Source organism: Janthinobacterium sp. EB271-G4-7A, assembly GCF_020858075.1.
Lineage (GTDB): Bacteria > Pseudomonadota > Gammaproteobacteria > Burkholderiales > Burkholderiaceae_D > Janthinobacterium > Janthinobacterium lividum.
The window spans coordinates 2,242,798-2,261,689 of sequence record NZ_JACYMI010000001.1 but is presented as its reverse complement, the minus strand read 5'-3'; the positions used below and the strand labels follow the sequence as shown (position 1 = coordinate 2,261,689).

Genomic DNA, 18,892 nt, shown 5'->3' with positions numbered 1-18,892 from the left:
CGGATCGACGTCCGGGCTATTTTCTTGAAGCCGAGACTATCGCACAGCCGCGTTTCGATGAAAAGGTTTTTTGCTCCCGGTCCCCGATGCCCGCCCGCCGCCCTGCCCGCACGGGAAGCGCCGGCGCATTGGTCTATAATCGCTGCCACCGTGCCTTGCACGCTCACGTGAGACTGCCTTGACTGCCAAACGAACCGGATTCCCCTGGCCTTCCCGCCGCGCCACCGTGCGCGGCTTCATCATCGCCGGCTGCGCCGCGCTGGCCGCAGCCGTGCTGCTGGCCGCCTGGCTGTTCCTGTACGTGCGCCCCCGCCTGCCCGAACTGGACGTCATCACGGACTACCAGCCGAAGATACCGCTGCGCGTGTACACGGCCGACAATGTGCTGATCGGCGAATTCGGCGAGGAACACCGCGACTTCGTGCCGATCGCGCAAGTGCCGGAAATGATGAAAAAGGCCCTGCTGGCCATCGAGGATGGCCGCTTCTACGAACACCACGGCATCGACTTCGTGCGCGCCGGCGGCGCCGTGCTGTCGAACCTGCGCCACGGCTTCGGCCACGGCGGCGGCTCCACCATCACCATGCAGGTGGCGCGCAACTTCTTCCTGACGCGTGAAAAAGTCGCCTCGCGCAAGCTCAATGAAATCATGCTGGCCCTGAAAATCGAGGCTGCCCTGTCGAAAGACCAGATTCTCGAGCTGTACATGAACCAGATGTACCTGGGCCAGCGCTCGTTCGGCTTCGGCAGCGCGGCGCAGACGTATTTCGGCAAGCCCCTGTCCGAACTGTCGATCGCGGAAATGGCCATGCTGGCCGGCTTGCCGCAAAACCCCTCGCGCCACAACCCGATCAGCAATCCGAAAAAGGCGCACGCACGCCAGCAGCTGGTATTGAAACGCATGCGCGAACTCGATTACATCAGCGAAGGCCAGTACCGGCAGGCGCTGGCCCAGCCGCTGCATATCAATACCCGCGGCAAGCAGGGTTTCGACACGCACGCCGAATACGTGGCCGAACTGGCGCGCCAGGCCGTGTATGCCCAATACAAGGAAGACAGCTACACCAAGGGCATCAGCGTCTACACGACGATTTTGAAAGCCGACCAGGACGCGGCCTACGCCTCGACGCGCCGCAACGTCATCGCCTACGACCAGCGCCACGGCTACCGCGGCCCGGAAACCTTCATCGACATGCCGGCCGACCCCGAGCAGCGCGACGACGCCATCGATGCGGCACTGCAAAAACGCCCGGACAGCGACGGCCTGATCGCCGCCGTCGTCACGGAAGTGGTGAGCGGCAAAGTGATCGCCGACACGGGCGATGGCGACGCCAAGGCCATCACGGGCGACGGCTTGCGCTTTGCCGCCCCGGCGCTGTCCGCCAAGGCGAGCGCAGGCATCAAACTGCGCCCGGGCGCCGTAATCCGCATCACCCAGGACGCCAAGGGCAACTGGGCCATCACGCAAGTGCCGCTGGTGGCCGCCGCCTTCGTCTCGCTGGACGCGGAGACGGGCGCCTACCACGCCATGGTGGGCGGCTTCGACTACAACCTGCAAAAGTTCAACCACGTGACGCAGGCGTGGCGCCAGCCCGGTTCGGCCATGAAACCCTTCGTGTATTCGGCGGCGCTGGAAAAAGGCTTTTCGCCGGCCACCCTGATCAACGACGCGCCGCTGGAAATGCAGGCGGGCGGCAAGGTCTGGGCGCCGCAGAATGACGACTTCAAGTTCGACGGTCCCATCACCATGCGCTACGCGCTGGCGCAGTCGAAGAACGTGGCCTCGGTGCGCATCCTGCGCGCGCTGGGCGTGTCGTACACGCACGACTTCATGGAAAAATTCGGCTTCGACCCGGCCCGCCAGCCCAGCAATCTGACCATGGCGCTGGGCACGGGTTCCGTCACGCCCGTGCAGATGGCGGGCGCCTACGCCCTGTTCGCCAATGGCGGCCACCAGGTGGAACCGTATTTGATCGACCGCATCGTCGACGCCAAGGGCGCGGTGCTGATGCAGACCAAGCCGCCCGCGCCGAACGACGACAAGACCCTGGCGCTGGACCCGCGCAACGCCTTCGTGATGGACAGCATGCTGCGCGAAGTGGCGCGCACCGGCACGGGCGCGGCGGCGACGAAAAAACTGGGACGCAGCGACATCGCCGGCAAGACGGGCACCACCAGCGACGCCGTCGACGGCTGGTTCGCCGGCTATGGCGGCGGCATCGTGGCCGTGGCGTGGATGGGCTATGACGAGCCCAAGTCTCTGGGCGGACGCGAATTCGGTTCGACCCTGGCCATGCCGATCTGGATCGACTACATGCGCACGGCCCTGTCGACGCGCCCGCAAATCACGCGCGCCGTGCCGGCGGGCCTGAGCCAGGTCGATGGCGAATGGCTGTACGACGAATTCATCGACATGAACGGCGTGAAAACGCTGGATATGGATGTGGAGACGCCAACGGATCCGGCGGCAGTGCCGGAGACGGTGCCGCCAGAAACCACGAACTGATGGTAAAGGGCAGTTCGCGTAGGTCGGGTTAGCCGGAACGGCGTAACCCGACATGAGCCGCCGTCCGCGCGTGTCGGATTACGCTGCGCCTCGGCGGCCCCGCTAATCCGACCTACCGGTCATGTTCAAATACCCGCGCACCGTACTGACGACGCTATCGGCGAAATCGTCGACATTGACCTTCGCCGCGCGGTATTTCCAGCGTTTCACGTACCAGTCCTGGAACAGTGCCAGGCAGTGCGCGGCCAGCAAGGTGGGATCGCCCTGCGGCTTCGGTTCGATTTCCCCGATGGTGGCGGCGATCAGGGTCTGCACATACAGTTCCGAATTCTTCGCCATGCTGCGCTGCTCCACCTGCAGCACGCGCGAATCCATGAAGACAAAATAAAACCACGGCTGCAGCACTTCGGACAGGTAGATCGACGAGCGTATCATCGCCTCCAGGCGGTCCAGCGGCGACTTCACGTCGGCAAACAACAAGGGCAACGCTTGCGTGGCGTGGCGCACCACGTCCTCGATCATTTCAGCCAGTTGGTCCTTGCTGGTGATGTAGCCATACAGGCCGCCCATCGACAGTCCCGTCTCGCGGCACAGGTCACGCAAGCTCATGGCGCGGAAACCCACGTCATTGGCCAGGCGGAAGGTGGCGACGAAGATGCGTTCAAGATTTTCCAGCGCCGGCTTGCGGCGCTTGACGCCGATACGTTCCGCGTGGCGGTCAAGAATATATTCCCAGATGTTTTCGCCATTCAAAGGCGTCATCTGCTGAAACTGTTCAAAATTAAAATGGGTCGACAAGTGCATTCCCAAGTAACGGTGTAGGAGCGATATCCATGCCATGCCGGTACGCGGCATGGCAAGACGGCGGGACGGCTGATGCCGGGCCGATTATAGCTCAGGAAAACAACTATTTGACTTTTCAACTATGCAATGGGCATATAAGCAACGTCAAATTCCCACAGTTATTGCGCTGCATCATGCAATTCAAATGCAATTTAAATCCAGCAGTGCTACATTCAAAAAACCGAGCGCTCGCTATTTTTAATGCATCGAGAATGTACAGGAGCGCGCGGTTCATCGCTACAGCATCGACATTTCCACTCATTTCCACTATTAATAATACATAACGGAGACAAAATGAAGACTCGCTTTTGGCAACTGCTATCCACCCTTCTGCTTTCCCTCGCCATCCTGCCCGGCAGCGCCAGCGCCGCCGGCTACACGCAGACGAAGTACCCGATCGTGCTGGTGCACGGCCTGTTCGGCTTCGACAAGCTCGGTCCCGTCGAATATTTTTACGGCGTCCCCGCCGCCCTGCGCAGCGGCGGCGCGCAAGTGTATGTGACCACCGTGTCGGCCGCCAACAGCACGGAAGTGCGCGGCGAACAGCTGCTGTCGCAGGTGCGGCAAATCCTCGCCGCCACCGGCGCGGCCAAGGTCAATTTGATCGGCCATAGCCACGGCGGCCCCACGGCCCGCTATGTCGCCTCCGTGCGCCCCGATCTGGTGGCGTCCGTCACCAGCGTGGCCGGCGTCAACAAGGGCTCCAAGGTAGCCGATATCCTCAGCGGCGCCATTCCCAACACCAGTAACGCGCTGGGCAATGCGCTTGCCTCGCTGATCGGCATTTTGTCGGGCAACAAGGGATTGCCGCAAAACGCGGGCGCCTCGCTGGCCTCGCTGTCGACGGCCGGCTCGCTGGCCTTCAACAGCCGTCACCCGCAAGGCGTGCCCAGCTCCGCCTGCGGCGAAGGCGCCTACCAGGTGCAAGGCGTGCACTACTTTTCGTGGAGCGGCGCGCAACCGTACACGAATGTGCTCGACGTGGGCGACCCTGCCCTGGCGGCCGTCAGCCTGGCCTTTGGCGGCGTCAAGAACGATGGCCTGGTCAGCAGCTGCTCCAGCCACCTGGGCAAGGTGATCCGCGACGACTACGCCATGAACCATCTCGATGAAGTCAACCAGTTCGTCGGCATCGTCAACCTGTTCGAGACGAACCCCGTCACGGTCTTCCGCCAGCAAGCCAACCGCCTGCAAGGCCTGGGACTGTAAGGAGCCTACGATGCGCACGAACGCGAAATGGATCATCGGCGGCAGCCTGGCGGCCCTGGCCCTGTACCTGGTGCTGCGCCCCGGGGAGCCGCCCGCCCCGCCGCCGGAAAAGGCGGAACCGGACCTGTTCGCGTTCGTGCGCTCGATGGAAGGCACGCGGCCCGACGGCAACGTGACGGTGGCACCCGGCGACAAGCTGGTGGTCGATGCGGAACTGGGCCACCTGTTCGACTACTACCTGGCGGGCCTCGGCGAAAAGCCGCTGGCCGCCATCCGCAGCCAGATCGAGGCGGAACTGGACCGGCGCCTGGCGCCCGTCCCCGCCCGCGAAGCCAAGCGCCTGCTGGGCGCGTACCTGGCCTACAAGCAGGCGCTGGCCGGCGCGAAACAGGCCTTGCCGGCGCAAGCCGATGCGGCCCTGGCGGCGCGCGCGCGCCTGCAAGCCATGCGCGCCTTGCGCGGCAACTATTTTACAGCCGAGGAAAGCGCCGGCCTGTTCGGCGCCAGCGACGCGTATGACGACGACGCCGTGGCGCGCATGGCCATACTCGGCGACGCCTCGCTCGACGAAGCGCAGCGCCAGGCGCAACTGGCCGCGCTGGACCAGAAATTGTCGCCGGCCCAGCGCGCCGCGCGCGACGCGCCGCTGCAGGTGGCGCAGCTGGACGCCTCCGTCAAGACCTTGCGGGCACAGGGCGGCGGCGACAATGAAGTCTACCGCCTGCGCGCCAGCACGTTCACGCCGGCAGCGGCGGCGCGCCTGGCGGAACTGGACCGCGAGGAATCGCAGTGGCAGCAGCGCATCATCGCGTATCAGGCGGCCAAGGCACAACAGGCCGGCCTGCCCGGCGGCGCGCAGGATGCGGCAGCCCTGCAGCGGCTGCGCGACGCCAGTTTCTCGCCGGAGGAACAGCGCCGGCTGGGCGCCTACGAATAGCCATCAGGCCAGCTGCGCCAGCAAGGCTGCCGCCGCCATCACGTCCGTGCTCTCGCGCCCCTGCCGGTAGCCCGCATGGACAGGAGCCAGCACGGCATGCGCGGCGGCGCCACGGCCTTGCGCCTGCAGCACGGCCGCCAGGCTGGTGGCGCAGCGCAGTTCCCAGCCGAGGGCCTGCTGGCCCCTGGCCAGCAGCAGCGCTTCTTCCAGCTGCGCCCGCACCGCTTCCAGGCCGGCCACATCGTCTTGCGCCAGCGCCCGCCAGCGGTGGTGGGCGTCGCGGCGCAGTACCTCCGGTGCGCTCCACGGCGCCAGGCCCATGCGCGCGCGCCGCAGCGCCTGGCTATCGGCGGCCGCGTCGTGCAGGGTGGCCATCAAATCGACCTGTATCGGCCAGCTGCGCACCGACGGCCAGGGAAATGGCGCCATCGCCTCGCCCCCGTCGAGCAGGCGCTGGTAGGCGGCGCCCCAGGCGCTCCAGTACAGCAAGCCATAGCGGGCCGCGTGTTCGCACAGCAGGCAAATCCACGCATGCGCCAGTTCCCGCTGCCCGCACCACAGGGCGACGGGAATGGCATTGATGGCCAGCGCCACGCACAGCGTGACGCCATTGTGCTCGAAGCCCACCGCGACCGCCTCGCGCGCCAGGATCAGGGCGTCGTCGGGGCGGCCCTGCATCCACAGGCAGCGCGCCAGCGTGCCGCGCAGGCAAACCTGGTGATCGGCCAGCAAGGCATTGTTGAAACCGAGCTGCGCCGCGCCCTCGGGATGCGCCAGCACCATGCGCGCCAGCGCCGCCGACTGCGCGTAGCGTCCCTGCACATATTCGCCCACGGAGCGCATGCGCGCCAGCACCAGGCGCATCGCCATGTCGTCGCGCGTTGCGCACAGGACGGCCAGTTCGGTGACGTAGTTGTCGGCGCGCTGGAAATCGGCCAGCTTCAGGCTGCAGATCCACATGCCGCAAATGGCTTCGGCGCGGCGGCTGCCATCATCCGTGCGCATGGCCAGCGCATAGCCGCGCTGGAACGAACGCAGCATGGTGCCGGTGATGCCCTGCGTATGCAGCAGCAGGTGCGCCTGCGAGGCATGCAGCTGCATCTCGCTGTCGGGGTCGTCCACCGCATGCGCGGCCATGCGCTCGAGCGCCCGCTCGACGCGCACGCGGTATTCATCCATCAGCGACAGCTGGTAGAACAGGGTTTGCGCGGCCAAGGTCAGCGCCACGCCCAGCGCCACGTCGCCCTCCTCGCCGAAAGCCCAGTCGATGGCGGCGCGCAGGTCATCGACATGGCGGCCATAGCACGCGCTCCAGCGTGCCGGCGGCATGCTTGCCCAGTCGGCGGCGATGCGCCCGGCCAGTCCCAGGCAATGGCGCGCATGGCGCAGCAGCACAGCGCCTTCGCCCCCGCCCGCCGACAGCTGCGCGCCAGCATAGGCGCGCGTGGTGTCGAGCAGCCGGTAATACACATGCTGGCAGCAAAACTCGATGCTGACGAGGGACTTGGCGGCCAGGTCGGCCAGCGTGTCGAACACGTCGCATCCCGCCACGGCGCTGGCCGACTCCAGCCGGAAGCGGCTCCTGAACACGCTCAGCGCCTGCAGCACCTGGCGCTCTTGCGCGTCGAGCAGGCCGTAGCTCCAGTCCAGCGTGGCGCGCAAGGTCTGGTGGCGCAAGGGCATGTTGCGCGCGCCGCGCGTGAGCAGGCGAAAGCGGTCGTCGAGATGGCGGCGCAATTCGTGCAAGCCGAAATGGCCGATGCGCCCGGCCGCCAGCTCCAGCGCCAGCGGAATGCCATCGAGGCGCCGGCAGATATCCACCACCACGGGCACGTCGGCGTCGGCCAGCACGAAAGCATCGTCGACGGCCGCGCAGCGTTCGCAAAACAGCTGCACCGCGGCGAAGTGCCGGGCCGCCGCCGCATCGGGCACGGCATCGGCCGGCGGCAATTCCAGCGCGGGCAGGCGCTGCAGCTGTTCGCTGGTGAGGCGCAGCGGCTCGCGGCTGGTGGCCAGTACGTGCAGCAGCGGCGCGCCCTTGAGCAAGGCGTCGGCCAGGGTGGCGGCCGCGCCGATCACGTGTTCGCAGTTATCGAGCACGAGCAGCATGTGGCGCGGGCGCAGGTAGGCCAGCAGGACCGGCATGGCGTCGCCGGCCGGCACCGCCACCCCGAGCGCCGTGGCCAGCGCCAGCGGCACCAGGCGGCCCTCGTCCAGCGGCGACAGGTCGACGAAACATACGCCGTCGGCATAGCGGCGCAGCACGCGCGTGGCCAGGACGACTGCCAGGGTGGTCTTGCCGATGCCGCCCGGACCGGCAATGCACAGCAGGCGCAATTGCAGCAGCTGGTTGGCCATCGTTTGCAGCACCTCGGCGCGGCCCAGCATGCGCGTCAGCATGACGGGCAGGTTATGCCGCGGCTCGGCGCCCGCCGCACCGGACGCCGGCCCGCCCGTGTGCGCCAGCGGCGCCAGGAAGCCGTAGCCGCGCCCGGGGATGGTGGTGATGTAGCGCTGGCCATCGCGGCCATCGCCAAGCGCCTTGCGCAGCGCCGCCAGGTGCACGCGCAAGGTCGCGTCGTCGACCACGGCATTGGGCCAGACAATGGCCACCAGTTCATGCTTGTCGACGATGTCGCCGGCGCGCTCCAGCAGGGCCAGCAGCAAGTCCATGGCCCTGCTGCCCAGGCGCAGCGCGCGATCGCCCTCGAACAGCAGGCGTTCTAGCGGCAAAAGGCGAAACGGGCCAAAGACATAGGCCGGGACAGGACTGTTTATCATTCTTGCGTGGAGGAGAAGGTGTTAAAGCACGCGGCTTGCAGTGGCCATATTCTACTGAGCATCCGCGCCATGCCGCATGGCGCCATGTTTCGGCACTGTTACAAGGCCGGCCGGCGCGCCAGCGGACAGCAGCGCGGCCACCTCGGCCGCAGGCGCCGGGCGGTGCAGATAAAAACCCTGCACCTGCGGGCAACCCAGCCGCCGCAGCTGCGCCAGCTGTTCCCCGTTTTCCACGCCCTCGGCCAGCGCCTGCAAGCCCAGGCCATGCGCCAGCGCAATGGTCGAGGCGACGATCACGGCATCACTGCCTGCGCTGCCATCGAGGTCGCGGATGAAGCAGCGGTCGATCTTGATGGTGTGAATCGGCAGCATCCTGACATGGCTCAAGCCCGAATGGCCGGTGCCGTAATCGTCAAGCGAAATGGCCAGGCCCAGCGCGCGCAGCTGGCGCAATCCCTGCGCCGCCTGCGCCATGTCGTCGATGCAGCAGCTTTCCGTCACTTCCAGCTCCAGCAGGCCGGGAGGAATGGCGTGGCGCCGCAGGCAGCCCAGCACGAAGTCAGGCAAGTGCGGCTGGCACAGCTGGCGCGCCGAGACATTCACCGCGACCGGCACCAAAGGCAGGCCAGCCGCGCGCCACTGCGCCAGTTGGCGGCAAGCCGCATCGATGCCCCAGTTGCCCAGCGCCGCGATGGCCTGCGTCTGCTCGGCCAGGCCGATGAATTCGTTCGGGTAGATCAGGCCATGGCGCGGATGCTCCCAGCGCAGCAGTGCTTCCAGGCCGACCAGGCGCAGTTGCGCCGTATCGAACTTGCCCTGATAGTGAAAGCGGAACTCACCATCGACGATGGCGCTGTCCAGGCGCGCCTGCAGCTCCCGGCTGCGCGCCGACGCCACCGGTGTGCCTGCCGGCCCAACCCGCGTCTGGCGCCGCGCCCGCCACAGCACGACGCAGCCGAGCCAAAACCTTGCCAGGCGCGCCACTAGGCCAGCAGGCGCGGCGCGGCCGGCGCGCTGCGGCGCGGCAAGGTGCGCGCCGGCCCCTGCTGCAGGCGAAACACGCTGACCACCTGCAGCAGCTTCGCCGCCTCGCCTTCCAGCGATTGCGACGCGGCCGCCGCCTCTTCCACCAGGGCCGCATTCTGCTGCGTCACTTCATCCATCTGCAGCACCGCCTGGCTGACCTGGCCGATGCCCGTGCTTTGCTCGGCGCTGGCAGCCGTGATGTCGGCCACCATCTGGCTGACACGGCCCACGGCCGCCACCACTTCCTGCATCGTGGCGCCAGCCTGCGCCACGAGGGCCGCGCCCGCGTCCACCTGCTGCGTGGAATTGGCGATCAGGGCGCGGATATCGCGCGCCGCCGCCGCGCTGCGCTGCGCCAGGTTGCGCACTTCCGTCGCCACGACGGCAAAGCCGCGCCCCTGCTCGCCCGCGCGCGCCGCTTCCACGGCCGCGTTCAGGGCCAGGATATTCGTCTGGAAGGCCAGCATGTCGATCACGCCGATGATGTCGGCGATCTGCGCCGAGGAAGCGCTGATGGCGTCCATGGTATGGATCACCTGCCCCACGGCTTGCCCGCCAGCGCCGGCGATATTCGCCGCCTCGACGGCCAGCACGCTGGCGTCACGGGCATTGTCCGCGTTCTGCTGCACGGTGGAGCTGAGTTCCTCCATGGCCGACGCCGTCTGTTCGAGCGAGCTGGCCTGCTCCTCGGTGCGCGACGACAGGTCGATATTGCCTGCCGCGATCTGCGACGACGCCGTGGCGATGGTGTCGGTGCCGCTGCGCACCTGCTGCACGATGTCGAGCAGGTTGCCGTTCATGATGCACAGCGCGTCGAGCAGCTTGCCCGTTTCATCGCCGCCATGGCGGCCGAAGGTCGATGTCAGGTCGCCGGCGGCCACGGTCTGCGCCACGGCCAGGGCATGGCGCAGCGGATTGACGATGCTGCGCGTGACCAGCCAGGCCGTGACGAGCGAAAAGAGCACGGCCAGCGCGCTCAGTGCCAGCATCATGTTGCGCGCCGTGGCGTATTCGTGGCGCACCTGGGCGCCCGCCTCCTCCATCAGGTCATGCTGGTGCGCGATGAGGCTTTCCAGCGCCGCCATGTAGCGCAGCTGGTCGCCGCGCACGGTGCCGAGCAGCAAACTGGTCGCTTCATCGCGCGCCCCTTCTTCCAGCAGGGCCAGTACCTTGTCGCGCCCGCCGTTGAACGTGGCCCGCGCCTGCGTCACGGCCACCATCTGCTGGCGGCCCTGCGGCGACAGCACCACTTTTTCCAGCTGCGCCAAGCCCTTTTCCGTTTCGCCGCCCGCCCTGGCGATGGTGGCGCGTTCCTGCGCCAGCTGCTGCGGCTCCGTCATCAGCAGCAGGTTGCGCGAGGAGCGCGCGATGATGTTGACATTCTTGATGATGTCGTTGGCCAGCACGGTTTTCGGATATTTGTCATCGATCACGTCGCGCATGCGCAGTTCCAGGCTGGACAGGCGCAGCATGCCCAGCACGGCGGTCGCCAGCAGCAGCAAGGTCAACAACGCAAAGGAGCAGCGCAGGCGCGTGCCGATTTTCATATTTGCCATCTTTATTCGCATCCTTCAGTGTGGTGCATCGGTCATCGCGCCGGGCTCGCATGCAAGGCTGACGGCAATGGCTGCCGCCTGCCACGAATGGCTGGACGCAGCAGGCGGAGGGGTCAGCCGGGATGTGGCCGAGGCGGGAACAAGGGTGGTACGGCAGGCAGTGTGAGTTATCTCACAAGCAATGTCGCGTTAAGTTTTGAAAAGATTTGCTTAGATGGCAAAACAGCTATTTTTATAACGCTGTTTTTTTAGTAAGTAGTAACCGCAGTGCGAACCTGTGCGCGCATGTGGAAACGGCCGCGCAAGGCGGCCGTCCGGAAGCGCATGCTGGCGCCGTCAATCCGTCAGAACACTTCCCACTCGTCGTCGCGCGGCGCGCTCTGGCGCTGGGATGGCACGGCGTGCAAGGCCGGGCGGCCTGCGGTGGGGCGTGATGCGGGACGCGATGCAGGACCCGCTGCCGGACGCTTCGGCGCGGCGCTGGCCAGCGCGGCGCGCGGCGCGGCCGGCCTTGCGTTCGCGTTTGCGCGCGCGGCAGGCGCCTGGGCGCCATCGAGCTTGAACACGCTGACCACGTCGGCCAGCTGGCCCGATTGCTCCTGCAGGGATTCGGCCGCGGCGGCCGCCTCTTCCACCAGGGCCGCGTTCTGCTGCGTCACCTGGTCCATCTGGCCGATGGCCTGGTTGATCTGATCGATGCCCGAGCTTTGCTCCTGCGTGGCCAGGCTGATTTCCGCCATGATGTCCGTCACGCGCTGCACGCTGGAGACGATTTCGGCCATCGTGCTGCCCGCCTCGGCCACCAGCTTGCTGCCCGCGTCGACCGCCACCACGGAGTCGCCGATCAGGGTCTTGATCTCTTTCGCTGCGCCAGCGGATCTTTGGGCAAGATTACGCACTTCCGTCGCCACGACGGCGAAACCGCGTCCCTGCTCGCCCGCGCGCGCCGCTTCCACGGCGGCATTCAAGGCCAGGATATTCGTCTGGAAGGCGATGCCGTCGATGACGGAAATGATGTCGACGATCTTGCGCGACGAGTCGTTGATGGCGTCCATGGTCTGTACCACCTTGCCTACCACTTCACCGCCTTTCACGGCCACGCCCGAGGCGCTCAGCGCCAGCTGGTTGGCCTGCTGGGCATTGTCGGCGTTCTGCCGCACGGTGGACGTCAGCTCTTCCATCGACGACGCCGTCTCTTCCAGCGAACTGGCTTGCTCTTCCGTGCGCGAGGACAGGTCCAGGTTGCCGCTGGCAATTTCCGACGAGGCCGTGGCGATGGTCTCCGTGCCGCTGCGCACCTGGCCGACAATGCTGACCAGGCTGGAATTCATGTCCTTGAGCGCCTGCAGCAGCTGGCCCGTTTCTTCCGTCGTGTGCACCTCGATGTGGCTGGTCAGGTCGCCCGAGGCCACCGTCTGCGCCACTTTCACGGCCGAGTTGATCGGCTGCGTGATGGCGCGCGTGATGTAGGCGGCGCAACCGATGCCCAGCGCGGAGGCCAGCAAGCCGAGGATAACCATCAGGCTTTCCGAGCGGATGACGGCCGCGCTGCCGTCCTTGACGCTGGCATCGGCCACGCCGTTATTGAGCTTGATGATGTCGTTGAGCGTGCCTTCGGCCTTGCCGAACAGCGCACGCGAATCCTGGTACTGCTTGTAGAACGCCACGAACAACTCTTTCTGCCGCGGCTCGTCGCGGTTGTCGGCCAGTTGGCGCAAGATGGCGCGCACCTTGTCGTCGTCCGCCTTCCAGGCCGTCCACTCGCCCTGGAAGCGCTGCCACAGCGCGGCTTCCTCGGTGGTTTGCGGCAGCGGTTCGTACAGCTTGCGGCCCGCCTCGATATTGTTCCAGGCCTTGGTGCGCAGCTGCAGCGCTTCCGCGAACTTGTCCTGTGCCTGGTAATTGTTTTCATAGATGGCGGCCGTCAGGGTGGCGGCGGCAACGGCCGTCTGGCCTTCGCTGATCATCATCAAGCCCTGGATCGACGGCAGGCGCACCACGCCGATTTCATTGACGGCGCGCCCCACGGTGGCGATGCCCGTGTAGCCGCTGATGCCCACCACCAGCAAGGCCACCATCATCACGGCGACAAGCGTCGCCAACTTCCATTTGATCAGTAAATTCTTAAACATGGCGAGGTCCTTTATAAAGTCACGAAGACTGCTGGCGAAGTCGGGGCTGGCATGTTCGAGTAAAACAGCTGACACTTGTATAAAGGCGGCGGGGATGGGGCGTACGCTTCGTTACAATTGGCGAGATTTTATAAGTGGAAGCATAGTGGAAAACGGACGCGCTGACAGCTACATACTTGATACAAATCAATATTTCTTTCCTTACTGTGGTGCGCCTTGCACAGTGGCATCGAAAAGCCGTCCAATGCCCTGCTTTGGTGCAAAAAATCCCCGCGCGTCGCTATTGGCTACGCAGTTGATAGTCGTATAAGATGAGCAACAAGCAAACAACAGGCAGACCATGGCTTATCCTATCGAACACAAACTGGTGATCGGGGTCGCTTCCAGCGCCCTGTTCGACCTGGCCGAATCGCACCAGGTCTACCTCGACAACGGCCCGGAGAAATACCGCAAATACCAGGAAACGCATATCGACACGGTCTTGCCGCGCGGCGTAGCCTTTCCCTTCATCCGCCGCTTCCTGAACATCAACAAGCACTATCCGCGCCAGTCGCCCGTGGAAGTGGTGCTGTTTTCGCGCAATTCGCCGGAAACGGGCTTGCGCGTCATGCACAGCATCGCTCACTACGGCCTGGACATTTCGCGCGCCGCCTTCATGACGGGCAAGTCGCCCTACCCCTACCTGCCCGCCTTCAACGCGTCGCTGTTCCTCAGCGCGAATGAAGACGACGTGCGCAGCGCCCTGGCCTGCGACTATCCGGCCGGCCTGGTGCTGCCGTCGCGCACGGAAGACGACGAAAACGACGAGGAACTGCGCGTGGCCTTCGATTTCGACGGCGTGATCGCTGACGACGAAGCGGAAACCGTATTCAAGCGCAATAACGACGTCGATGAATTCCACGCCCATGAAACCCTGAACGTGGGCACGCCGCACCGCCCCGGCCCGCTGGCCGGCCTGTTCCAGAAGCTGGCCACCATGCAGCGCCTGGAAGAAAGGGCCCAGCGGCGCGATCCCGGCTATAAAAAGATCCTGCGCATCGCCATCATCACGGCGCGCAACGCCCCCTCACACGAGCGGGTCGTGACGACCCTGAAAAGCTGGGGCGTGGCGGCCGACGAAACGTTTTTCCTCGGCGGCATGGACAAGTCCCGCGTGCTGGCCGTGTTCAAGCCGCATATCTTCTTCGATGACCAGTTGAGCCACCTCAAATCGGCGGGCGGCACCATCCCGATGGTGCATGTCCCGTTCGGCATTGCGAATGTCCGCGCAGGATAAAACCTGCTGCGCGTCGTGCTTTGCGGCCTGCGATGCTCACCGTACTAAAGTACGGTTGCGCTTCTTAGCCACAAATCACTGCCGCTCACGACGGTTTTCTCAAGCGCGGAGATATAAGTGATGGTCTATAATCTCGCCTGTCGGCGCCGTCACTGGCGGCGCTGCGCGCACCACAGCTGTCCCATTCAACTGCCTCTGCCACTAGTGTCATCGCCTGCATGTCCTTAGACTTAACAAAAGCCCTCCCCAAGCCCGGCAACCGCTATGCGCTGCCCGCCCTGTATGGTTCATCCGACGCCTATGCCCTGGCGCTGGCCGCGCTGGAATTGAAAGCGCGGGGCCAGATGCTGGCCGTGGTGGTGGCGCAGGCCAGCGATGGCCAGCGCCTGCTCGATGAAATCCCGTGGTTTGGCGGCAAGGACCTGCGCTGCCATTTGCTGCCGGATTGGGAAACCCTGCCCTACGACGCGTTTTCGCCGCACCAGGACCTGGTCTCCGAGCGCCTGGCCACCCTGCATGAAATCCAGACGCGCCAGTGCGACGTGCTGATCGTGCCGGCCACCACGGCCCTCGTGCGCCTGGCGCCGCCGTCCTTTTTGGCCGCCTACACCTTCTTCTTCAAGAAGGGCGAAAAGCTCGACGAAGCGCGCCTGAAGTCGCAGCTGACCCTGGCCGGCTACAGCCACGTCTCGCAAGTGATGTCGCCCGGCGAATACTCGGTGCGCGGCGGCCTGCTCGACCTGTTCCCCATGGGTTCGGCCCTGCCCTACCGGCTCGACCTGTTCGGCGACACCATCGAAACCATCCGCACGTTTGACGCCGACACCCAGCGCTCGCTGTATCCCGTGCATGAAGTGCGGCTGCTGCCGGGACGCGAATTCCCCATGGATGAAGCGGCGCGCACCACCTTCCGCAACCGCTGGCGCGAGCAGTTCGAGGGCGACCCATCGCGCTCGGTCGTCTACAAGGACATCAGCAGCGGCATCGCCTCGGCCGGCATCGAATATTATCTGCCCCTGTTTTTTGAACAAACGGCCACCCTGTTCGACTACCTGCCGCCCGACGCCTCGCTGGCCCTGGTAGGCGAGATCGACGCGGCCATTGGCCGCTTCTGGACCGATACCCAGTCGCGCTACCGCTTTTTGAAGGCGGACCGCGAACGCCCGATCCTGCCGCCCGAATCGCTGTTCCTGTCCGACGAGCAGTTCTTCGGCCTGGCCAAGCCGTATCCGCGCCTGGCGATCGCCAAATCGAACGATGCGCTGGCGTCCGAACTGTCGGCGCCCGTGCCGAACATCGCCGTCAACCGCCGCGCCGACGACCCGCTGGCCAACCTGCGCAGCTACCTGCTGCAATCGGGCCGCCGCGTGATGATCTGCGCCGAATCGAACGGCCGCCGCGAAACCCTGCAACAGTACTTCACCGAATACGATCTGCACCTGACGCCGGTGGAAGGCAGCGATGGTTTTTTGCAGTCCGACGCCAAGCTGATGCTGGGCGTGGCGCCGCTGCATGCGGGCTTCGAGCTGTTTACGCCGGAAGGAAATTTATCCTTCATCACCGAGACGGAGCTGTACGCCGGTTCCGGCCGCCGCGTCGGCACCAAGAAGCAGGAAGGCGTGACGCAGGTCGAGTCGATGGTGCGCGACCTGTCGGAGCTGAAGATCGGCGACCCCGTCGTGCACATCAACCACGGCATCGGGCGCTACATGGGCCTGACCAGCATGGACCTGGGCGAAGGCGAGACGGAATTTTTGCACCTGGAATACGCCAAGGACACCAAGCTGTACGTGCCCGTGTCGCAGCTGCACGTCATTTCCCGCTATTCGGGCGCGTCGCCGGAAGACGCGCCGCTGCATTCGCTCGGATCGGGACAGTGGGAAAAGGCGAAAAAGCGCGCCGCCGAACAGGTGCGCGACACGGCCGCCGAGCTGCTCAACCTGTATGCGCGCCGCGCGCTGCGCCAGGGCCACTCGTTCGAATTCTCGTCGCACGACTACCAGCGCTTCGCCGACAGCTTCGGCTTCGACGAAACGCCGGACCAGGCCGAGGCCATCCACAACGTCATCAAGGACATGACTTCCGGCAAACCGATGGACCGCCTCGTGTGCGGCGACGTCGGCTTCGGCAAGACGGAAGTGGCGCTGCGCGCCGCCTTCATCGCCGTCATGGGCGGCAAGCAGGTGGCCATCCTGGCGCCCACCACCCTGCTGGCGGAACAGCATGCGCAAACCTTCGCCGACCGCTTTGCCGACTGGCCCGTGCGCATCGCGGAATTGTCGCGCTTCCGCAGCGGCAAGGAGATCACGCAGGCGTTCAAGGGCATGGCCGACGGCACCATCGACATCGTCATCGGCACGCACAAGCTGCTGTCCGACGACGTGAAGTTTACGCGCCTGGGCCTGGTCATCATCGACGAGGAACACCGGTTCGGCGTGCGCCAGAAGGAAGCCTTGAAGGCGCTGCGCGCGGAAGTGGACGTGCTGACCCTGACGGCCACGCCGATCCCCCGCACCCTGGGCATGGCGCTGGAAGGCTTGCGCGACTTTTCCATCATCGCCACGGCGCCGCAAAAGCGCCTGGCCATCAAGACTTTTGTCCGCAGCGAGGGCGAAGCCATCATCCGCGAAGCCTGCTTGCGCGAACTCAAACGGGGCGGCCAGATCTACTTCCTGCACAACGAGGTGGAAACCATCCAGAACCGCCTGGCCATGCTGACGGAATTGCTGCCCGAGGCGCGCATCGCCGTGGCGCACGGCCAGATGCATGAACGCGACCTGGAAAAGGTCATGCGCGACTTCGTCGCCCAGCGTTTCAACATCCTGCTGTGCACGACGATCATTGAAACCGGCATCGACGTGCCGACGGCGAACACCATCATCATGCACCGCGCCGACAAGTTCGGCCTGGCGCAGCTGCACCAGCTGCGCGGCCGGGTGGGACGCTCGCATCACCAGGCCTACGCCTACCTGCTGGTGCACGACGTGCAAGGCCTGACCAAACTGGCGCAGCGCCGCCTGGACGCCATCCAGCAGATGGAAGAACTGGGCAGCGGCTTTTACCTGGCCATGCACGACCTGGAAATCCGCGGCGCCGGCGAGGTGCTGGGCGAGAGCCAGTCGGGCGAGATGACGGAAATCGGCTTCCAGCTGTATTCGGACATGCTCAACGAAGCCGTGCGCTCGCTGAAAGCGGGCAAGGAGCCGGACCTGGCGGCGCCGCTGGCGTCCACCACCGAGATCAACCTGCACGTGCCGGCCCTGCTGCCGGCCGATTTCTGCGGCGACGTGCACGAGCGCCTGTCGATCTACAAGCGCCTGGCCAACTGCGCCACGCAGGACAAGATCGACGATATCCAGGAAGAGCTGATCGACCGCTTCGGCAAGCTGCCCGACGCCGTCAAGGCCCTGGTCGAGACGCACCGCCTGCGCATCGCGGCGAAAACCGTGGGCATCGTCAAGATCGACGTGCATGGCGAGGCGGCCACCCTGCAATTCATGGCCAAGCCGCCCATCGACCCGATGCGCATCATCGACTTGATCCAGAAGAACCGCCATATCAAGCTGCATGGCCAGGACAAGCTGAAAATCACGGCCGCCATGCCGGACCTGGCTGCGCGCGTGACGCAGATCAAGACCACCATCAAGCAATTGACGGTGTAGACCATTTCGACAATCTATGCAGGACTGCCCCATGACCAATACCAAGACCATCACCATGAATCTGATCCTGCAGGGCCTGGACGGCGATAGCGCCCGCCTCGAGCGCATCGCCGCGCTGGCCGCGCCCACGTCCATCACGCACCTCGGCCCGAACGCCGTGCGCTGCGAGCAGATCGCCTATTCGCCGGCGCTGCGCCCCACCATCGAAGTGGCGGCCCAGGCGGCGCAGCTGGACGCCACCTACATGATGGGCCAGCGCGAACTGAGTGAATTCAAGCTGGTGGCGATGGACATGGATTCGACCCTGATCACCATCGAGTGCATCGATGAAATCGCCGACATGCAGGGTCTGAAACCGCAAGTGGCGGCCATCACGGAAGCGGCCATGCGCGGCGAACTCGATTTTAGCGCCAGCCTGAAGCAGCGCGTGGCCCTGCTCGAAGGCCTCGATGCATCAGCCCTGCAGCGCGTCTACGACGAGCGCCTGAAACTGTCGCCGGGCGCGCAAGCCATGCTGGCGGCCGTGCAGAAGGCCGGCCTGAAAACCCTGCTGGTGTCGGGCGGCTTCACCTTCTTCACCGAACGCCTGAAAGAGCGACTGGGCCTCGACTACACGCACGCGAACGAACTGGAAATCGTCGACGGCAAGCTGACGGGCAAAGTCCTCGGCGGTATCGTCGACGCGGAAGAAAAGCAGCGCACGGTGGAGCGCGTGTGCAAGGAGATGGGCATTTCGCCGTCTGAAGCCATCGTCATGGGCGACGGCGCCAACGACTTGAAAATGATGGGCATCGCCGGCCTGTCCGTGGCCTTCCGCGCCAAGCCCGTGGTGCGCTCGCAGGCCGACGTGGCGCTGAACTTCGTGGGACTCGATGGCTTGCTCAACGTATTGACCTGAGTTGGCGTATCTGGCGGACGGTGCGCGCACGATGTTTTAAGTTTGCTATATTGCAAACTTATACTC

At 65.3% G+C, this 18,892-nt stretch carries 11 protein-coding genes; 6 read left to right on the top strand and 5 right to left on the bottom strand.

Features of this window, described 5'->3' with window-relative positions; genetic code table 11:
- Window positions 1-178 precede the first annotated feature (178 nt).
- Window positions 179-2,506: a penicillin-binding protein 1A gene (locus tag IGS58_RS10260; protein ID WP_230521272.1), complete on the top strand. Its 2,328-nt coding sequence runs from the start codon at window positions 179-181 to the stop codon at window positions 2,504-2,506.
- Between the two features lie 102 nt (window positions 2,507-2,608).
- Here IGS58_RS10260 and IGS58_RS10255 read toward each other — a convergent pair whose 3' ends face one another.
- Window positions 2,609-3,268 (bottom strand): TetR/AcrR family transcriptional regulator, encoded by a 660-nt coding sequence (locus IGS58_RS10255; RefSeq protein ID WP_070254233.1) that lies wholly within the window; start codon window positions 3,266-3,268, stop codon window positions 2,609-2,611.
- A gap of 375 nt (window positions 3,269-3,643) precedes the next feature.
- Here IGS58_RS10255 and IGS58_RS10250 point away from each other — a divergent pair, with 375 nt between their 5' ends.
- Entirely contained in the window at window positions 3,644-4,558 is a 915-nt protein-coding gene (locus tag IGS58_RS10250; protein ID WP_230521271.1) for a lipase family alpha/beta hydrolase, read from the top strand.
- 10 nt (window positions 4,559-4,568) lie between these two features.
- The gene (locus IGS58_RS10245; protein ID WP_230521270.1) at window positions 4,569-5,495 is read left to right on the top strand and encodes a lipase secretion chaperone; all 927 of its coding nucleotides are present in this window, start codon (window positions 4,569-4,571) and stop codon (window positions 5,493-5,495) included.
- Between the two features lie 3 nt (window positions 5,496-5,498).
- Here the strand turns inward: IGS58_RS10245 and IGS58_RS10240 are convergent, their stop codons facing one another.
- From IGS58_RS10240 to IGS58_RS10220, 4 genes are all read right to left on the bottom strand, one after another.
- Complete coding sequence (locus IGS58_RS10240; protein WP_230521269.1) at window positions 5,499-8,228, bottom strand: ATP-binding protein; 2,730 nt, start codon at window positions 8,226-8,228, stop codon at window positions 5,499-5,501.
- Window positions 8,229-8,327: 99 nt separating this feature from the next.
- Window positions 8,328-9,173, bottom strand: a complete 846-nt coding sequence (locus tag IGS58_RS10235) for a putative bifunctional diguanylate cyclase/phosphodiesterase (protein WP_230521268.1) — start codon at window positions 9,171-9,173, stop codon at window positions 8,328-8,330.
- 86 nt (window positions 9,174-9,259) lie between these two features.
- The gene (locus IGS58_RS29175; RefSeq protein ID WP_329957982.1) at window positions 9,260-10,858 is read right to left on the bottom strand and encodes a methyl-accepting chemotaxis protein; all 1,599 of its coding nucleotides are present in this window, start codon (window positions 10,856-10,858) and stop codon (window positions 9,260-9,262) included.
- Window positions 10,859-11,202: 344 nt separating this feature from the next.
- On the bottom strand, window positions 11,203-12,990 hold the full coding sequence (locus IGS58_RS10220) for a methyl-accepting chemotaxis protein (RefSeq protein ID WP_230521267.1): 1,788 nt from the start codon (window positions 12,988-12,990) through the stop codon (window positions 11,203-11,205).
- Window positions 12,991-13,330: 340 nt separating this feature from the next.
- Here IGS58_RS10220 and IGS58_RS10215 point away from each other — a divergent pair, with 340 nt between their 5' ends.
- The 3 genes from IGS58_RS10215 (at window position 13,331) to serB (ending at window position 18,826) form a co-directional block, all read left to right on the top strand.
- Window positions 13,331-14,266 carry a 5'-nucleotidase gene (locus tag IGS58_RS10215; RefSeq protein ID WP_230521266.1) on the top strand — a complete coding sequence of 312 codons (936 nt, stop codon included), beginning with the start codon at window positions 13,331-13,333 and terminating at the stop codon, window positions 14,264-14,266.
- 218 nt (window positions 14,267-14,484) lie between these two features.
- Entirely contained in the window at window positions 14,485-17,928 is a 3,444-nt protein-coding gene (mfd, locus tag IGS58_RS10210) for a transcription-repair coupling factor (RefSeq protein ID WP_230521265.1), read from the top strand.
- A 55-nt stretch (window positions 17,929-17,983) separates the two neighbouring features.
- The gene (gene serB / locus IGS58_RS10205) at window positions 17,984-18,826 is read left to right on the top strand and encodes a phosphoserine phosphatase SerB (RefSeq protein WP_230522224.1); all 843 of its coding nucleotides are present in this window, start codon (window positions 17,984-17,986) and stop codon (window positions 18,824-18,826) included.
- The last annotated feature ends 66 nt before the right edge of the window (window positions 18,827-18,892 follow it).

Bases quoted from the DNA above. Each gene is read 5' to 3' on its own strand.
- IGS58_RS10255 (WP_070254233.1), bottom strand. From the start codon at position 3,268: ATGACGCCTTTGAATGGCGAAAACATCTGGGAATATATTCTTGACCGC.
- IGS58_RS10250 (WP_230521271.1), top strand. From the start codon at position 3,644: ATGAAGACTCGCTTTTGGCAACTGCTATCCACCCTTCTGCTTTCCCTC.
- IGS58_RS10245 (WP_230521270.1), top strand. From the start codon at position 4,569: ATGCGCACGAACGCGAAATGGATCATCGGCGGCAGCCTGGCGGCCCTG.
- IGS58_RS29175 (WP_329957982.1), bottom strand. From the start codon at position 10,858: ATGGCAAATATGAAAATCGGCACGCGCCTGCGCTGCTCCTTTGCGTTG.
- IGS58_RS10220 (WP_230521267.1), bottom strand. From the start codon at position 12,990: ATGTTTAAGAATTTACTGATCAAATGGAAGTTGGCGACGCTTGTCGCC.
- IGS58_RS10215 (WP_230521266.1), top strand. From the start codon at position 13,331: ATGGCTTATCCTATCGAACACAAACTGGTGATCGGGGTCGCTTCCAGC.
- mfd (WP_230521265.1), top strand. From the start codon at position 14,485: ATGTCCTTAGACTTAACAAAAGCCCTCCCCAAGCCCGGCAACCGCTAT.
- serB (WP_230522224.1), top strand. From the start codon at position 17,984: ATGAATCTGATCCTGCAGGGCCTGGACGGCGATAGCGCCCGCCTCGAG.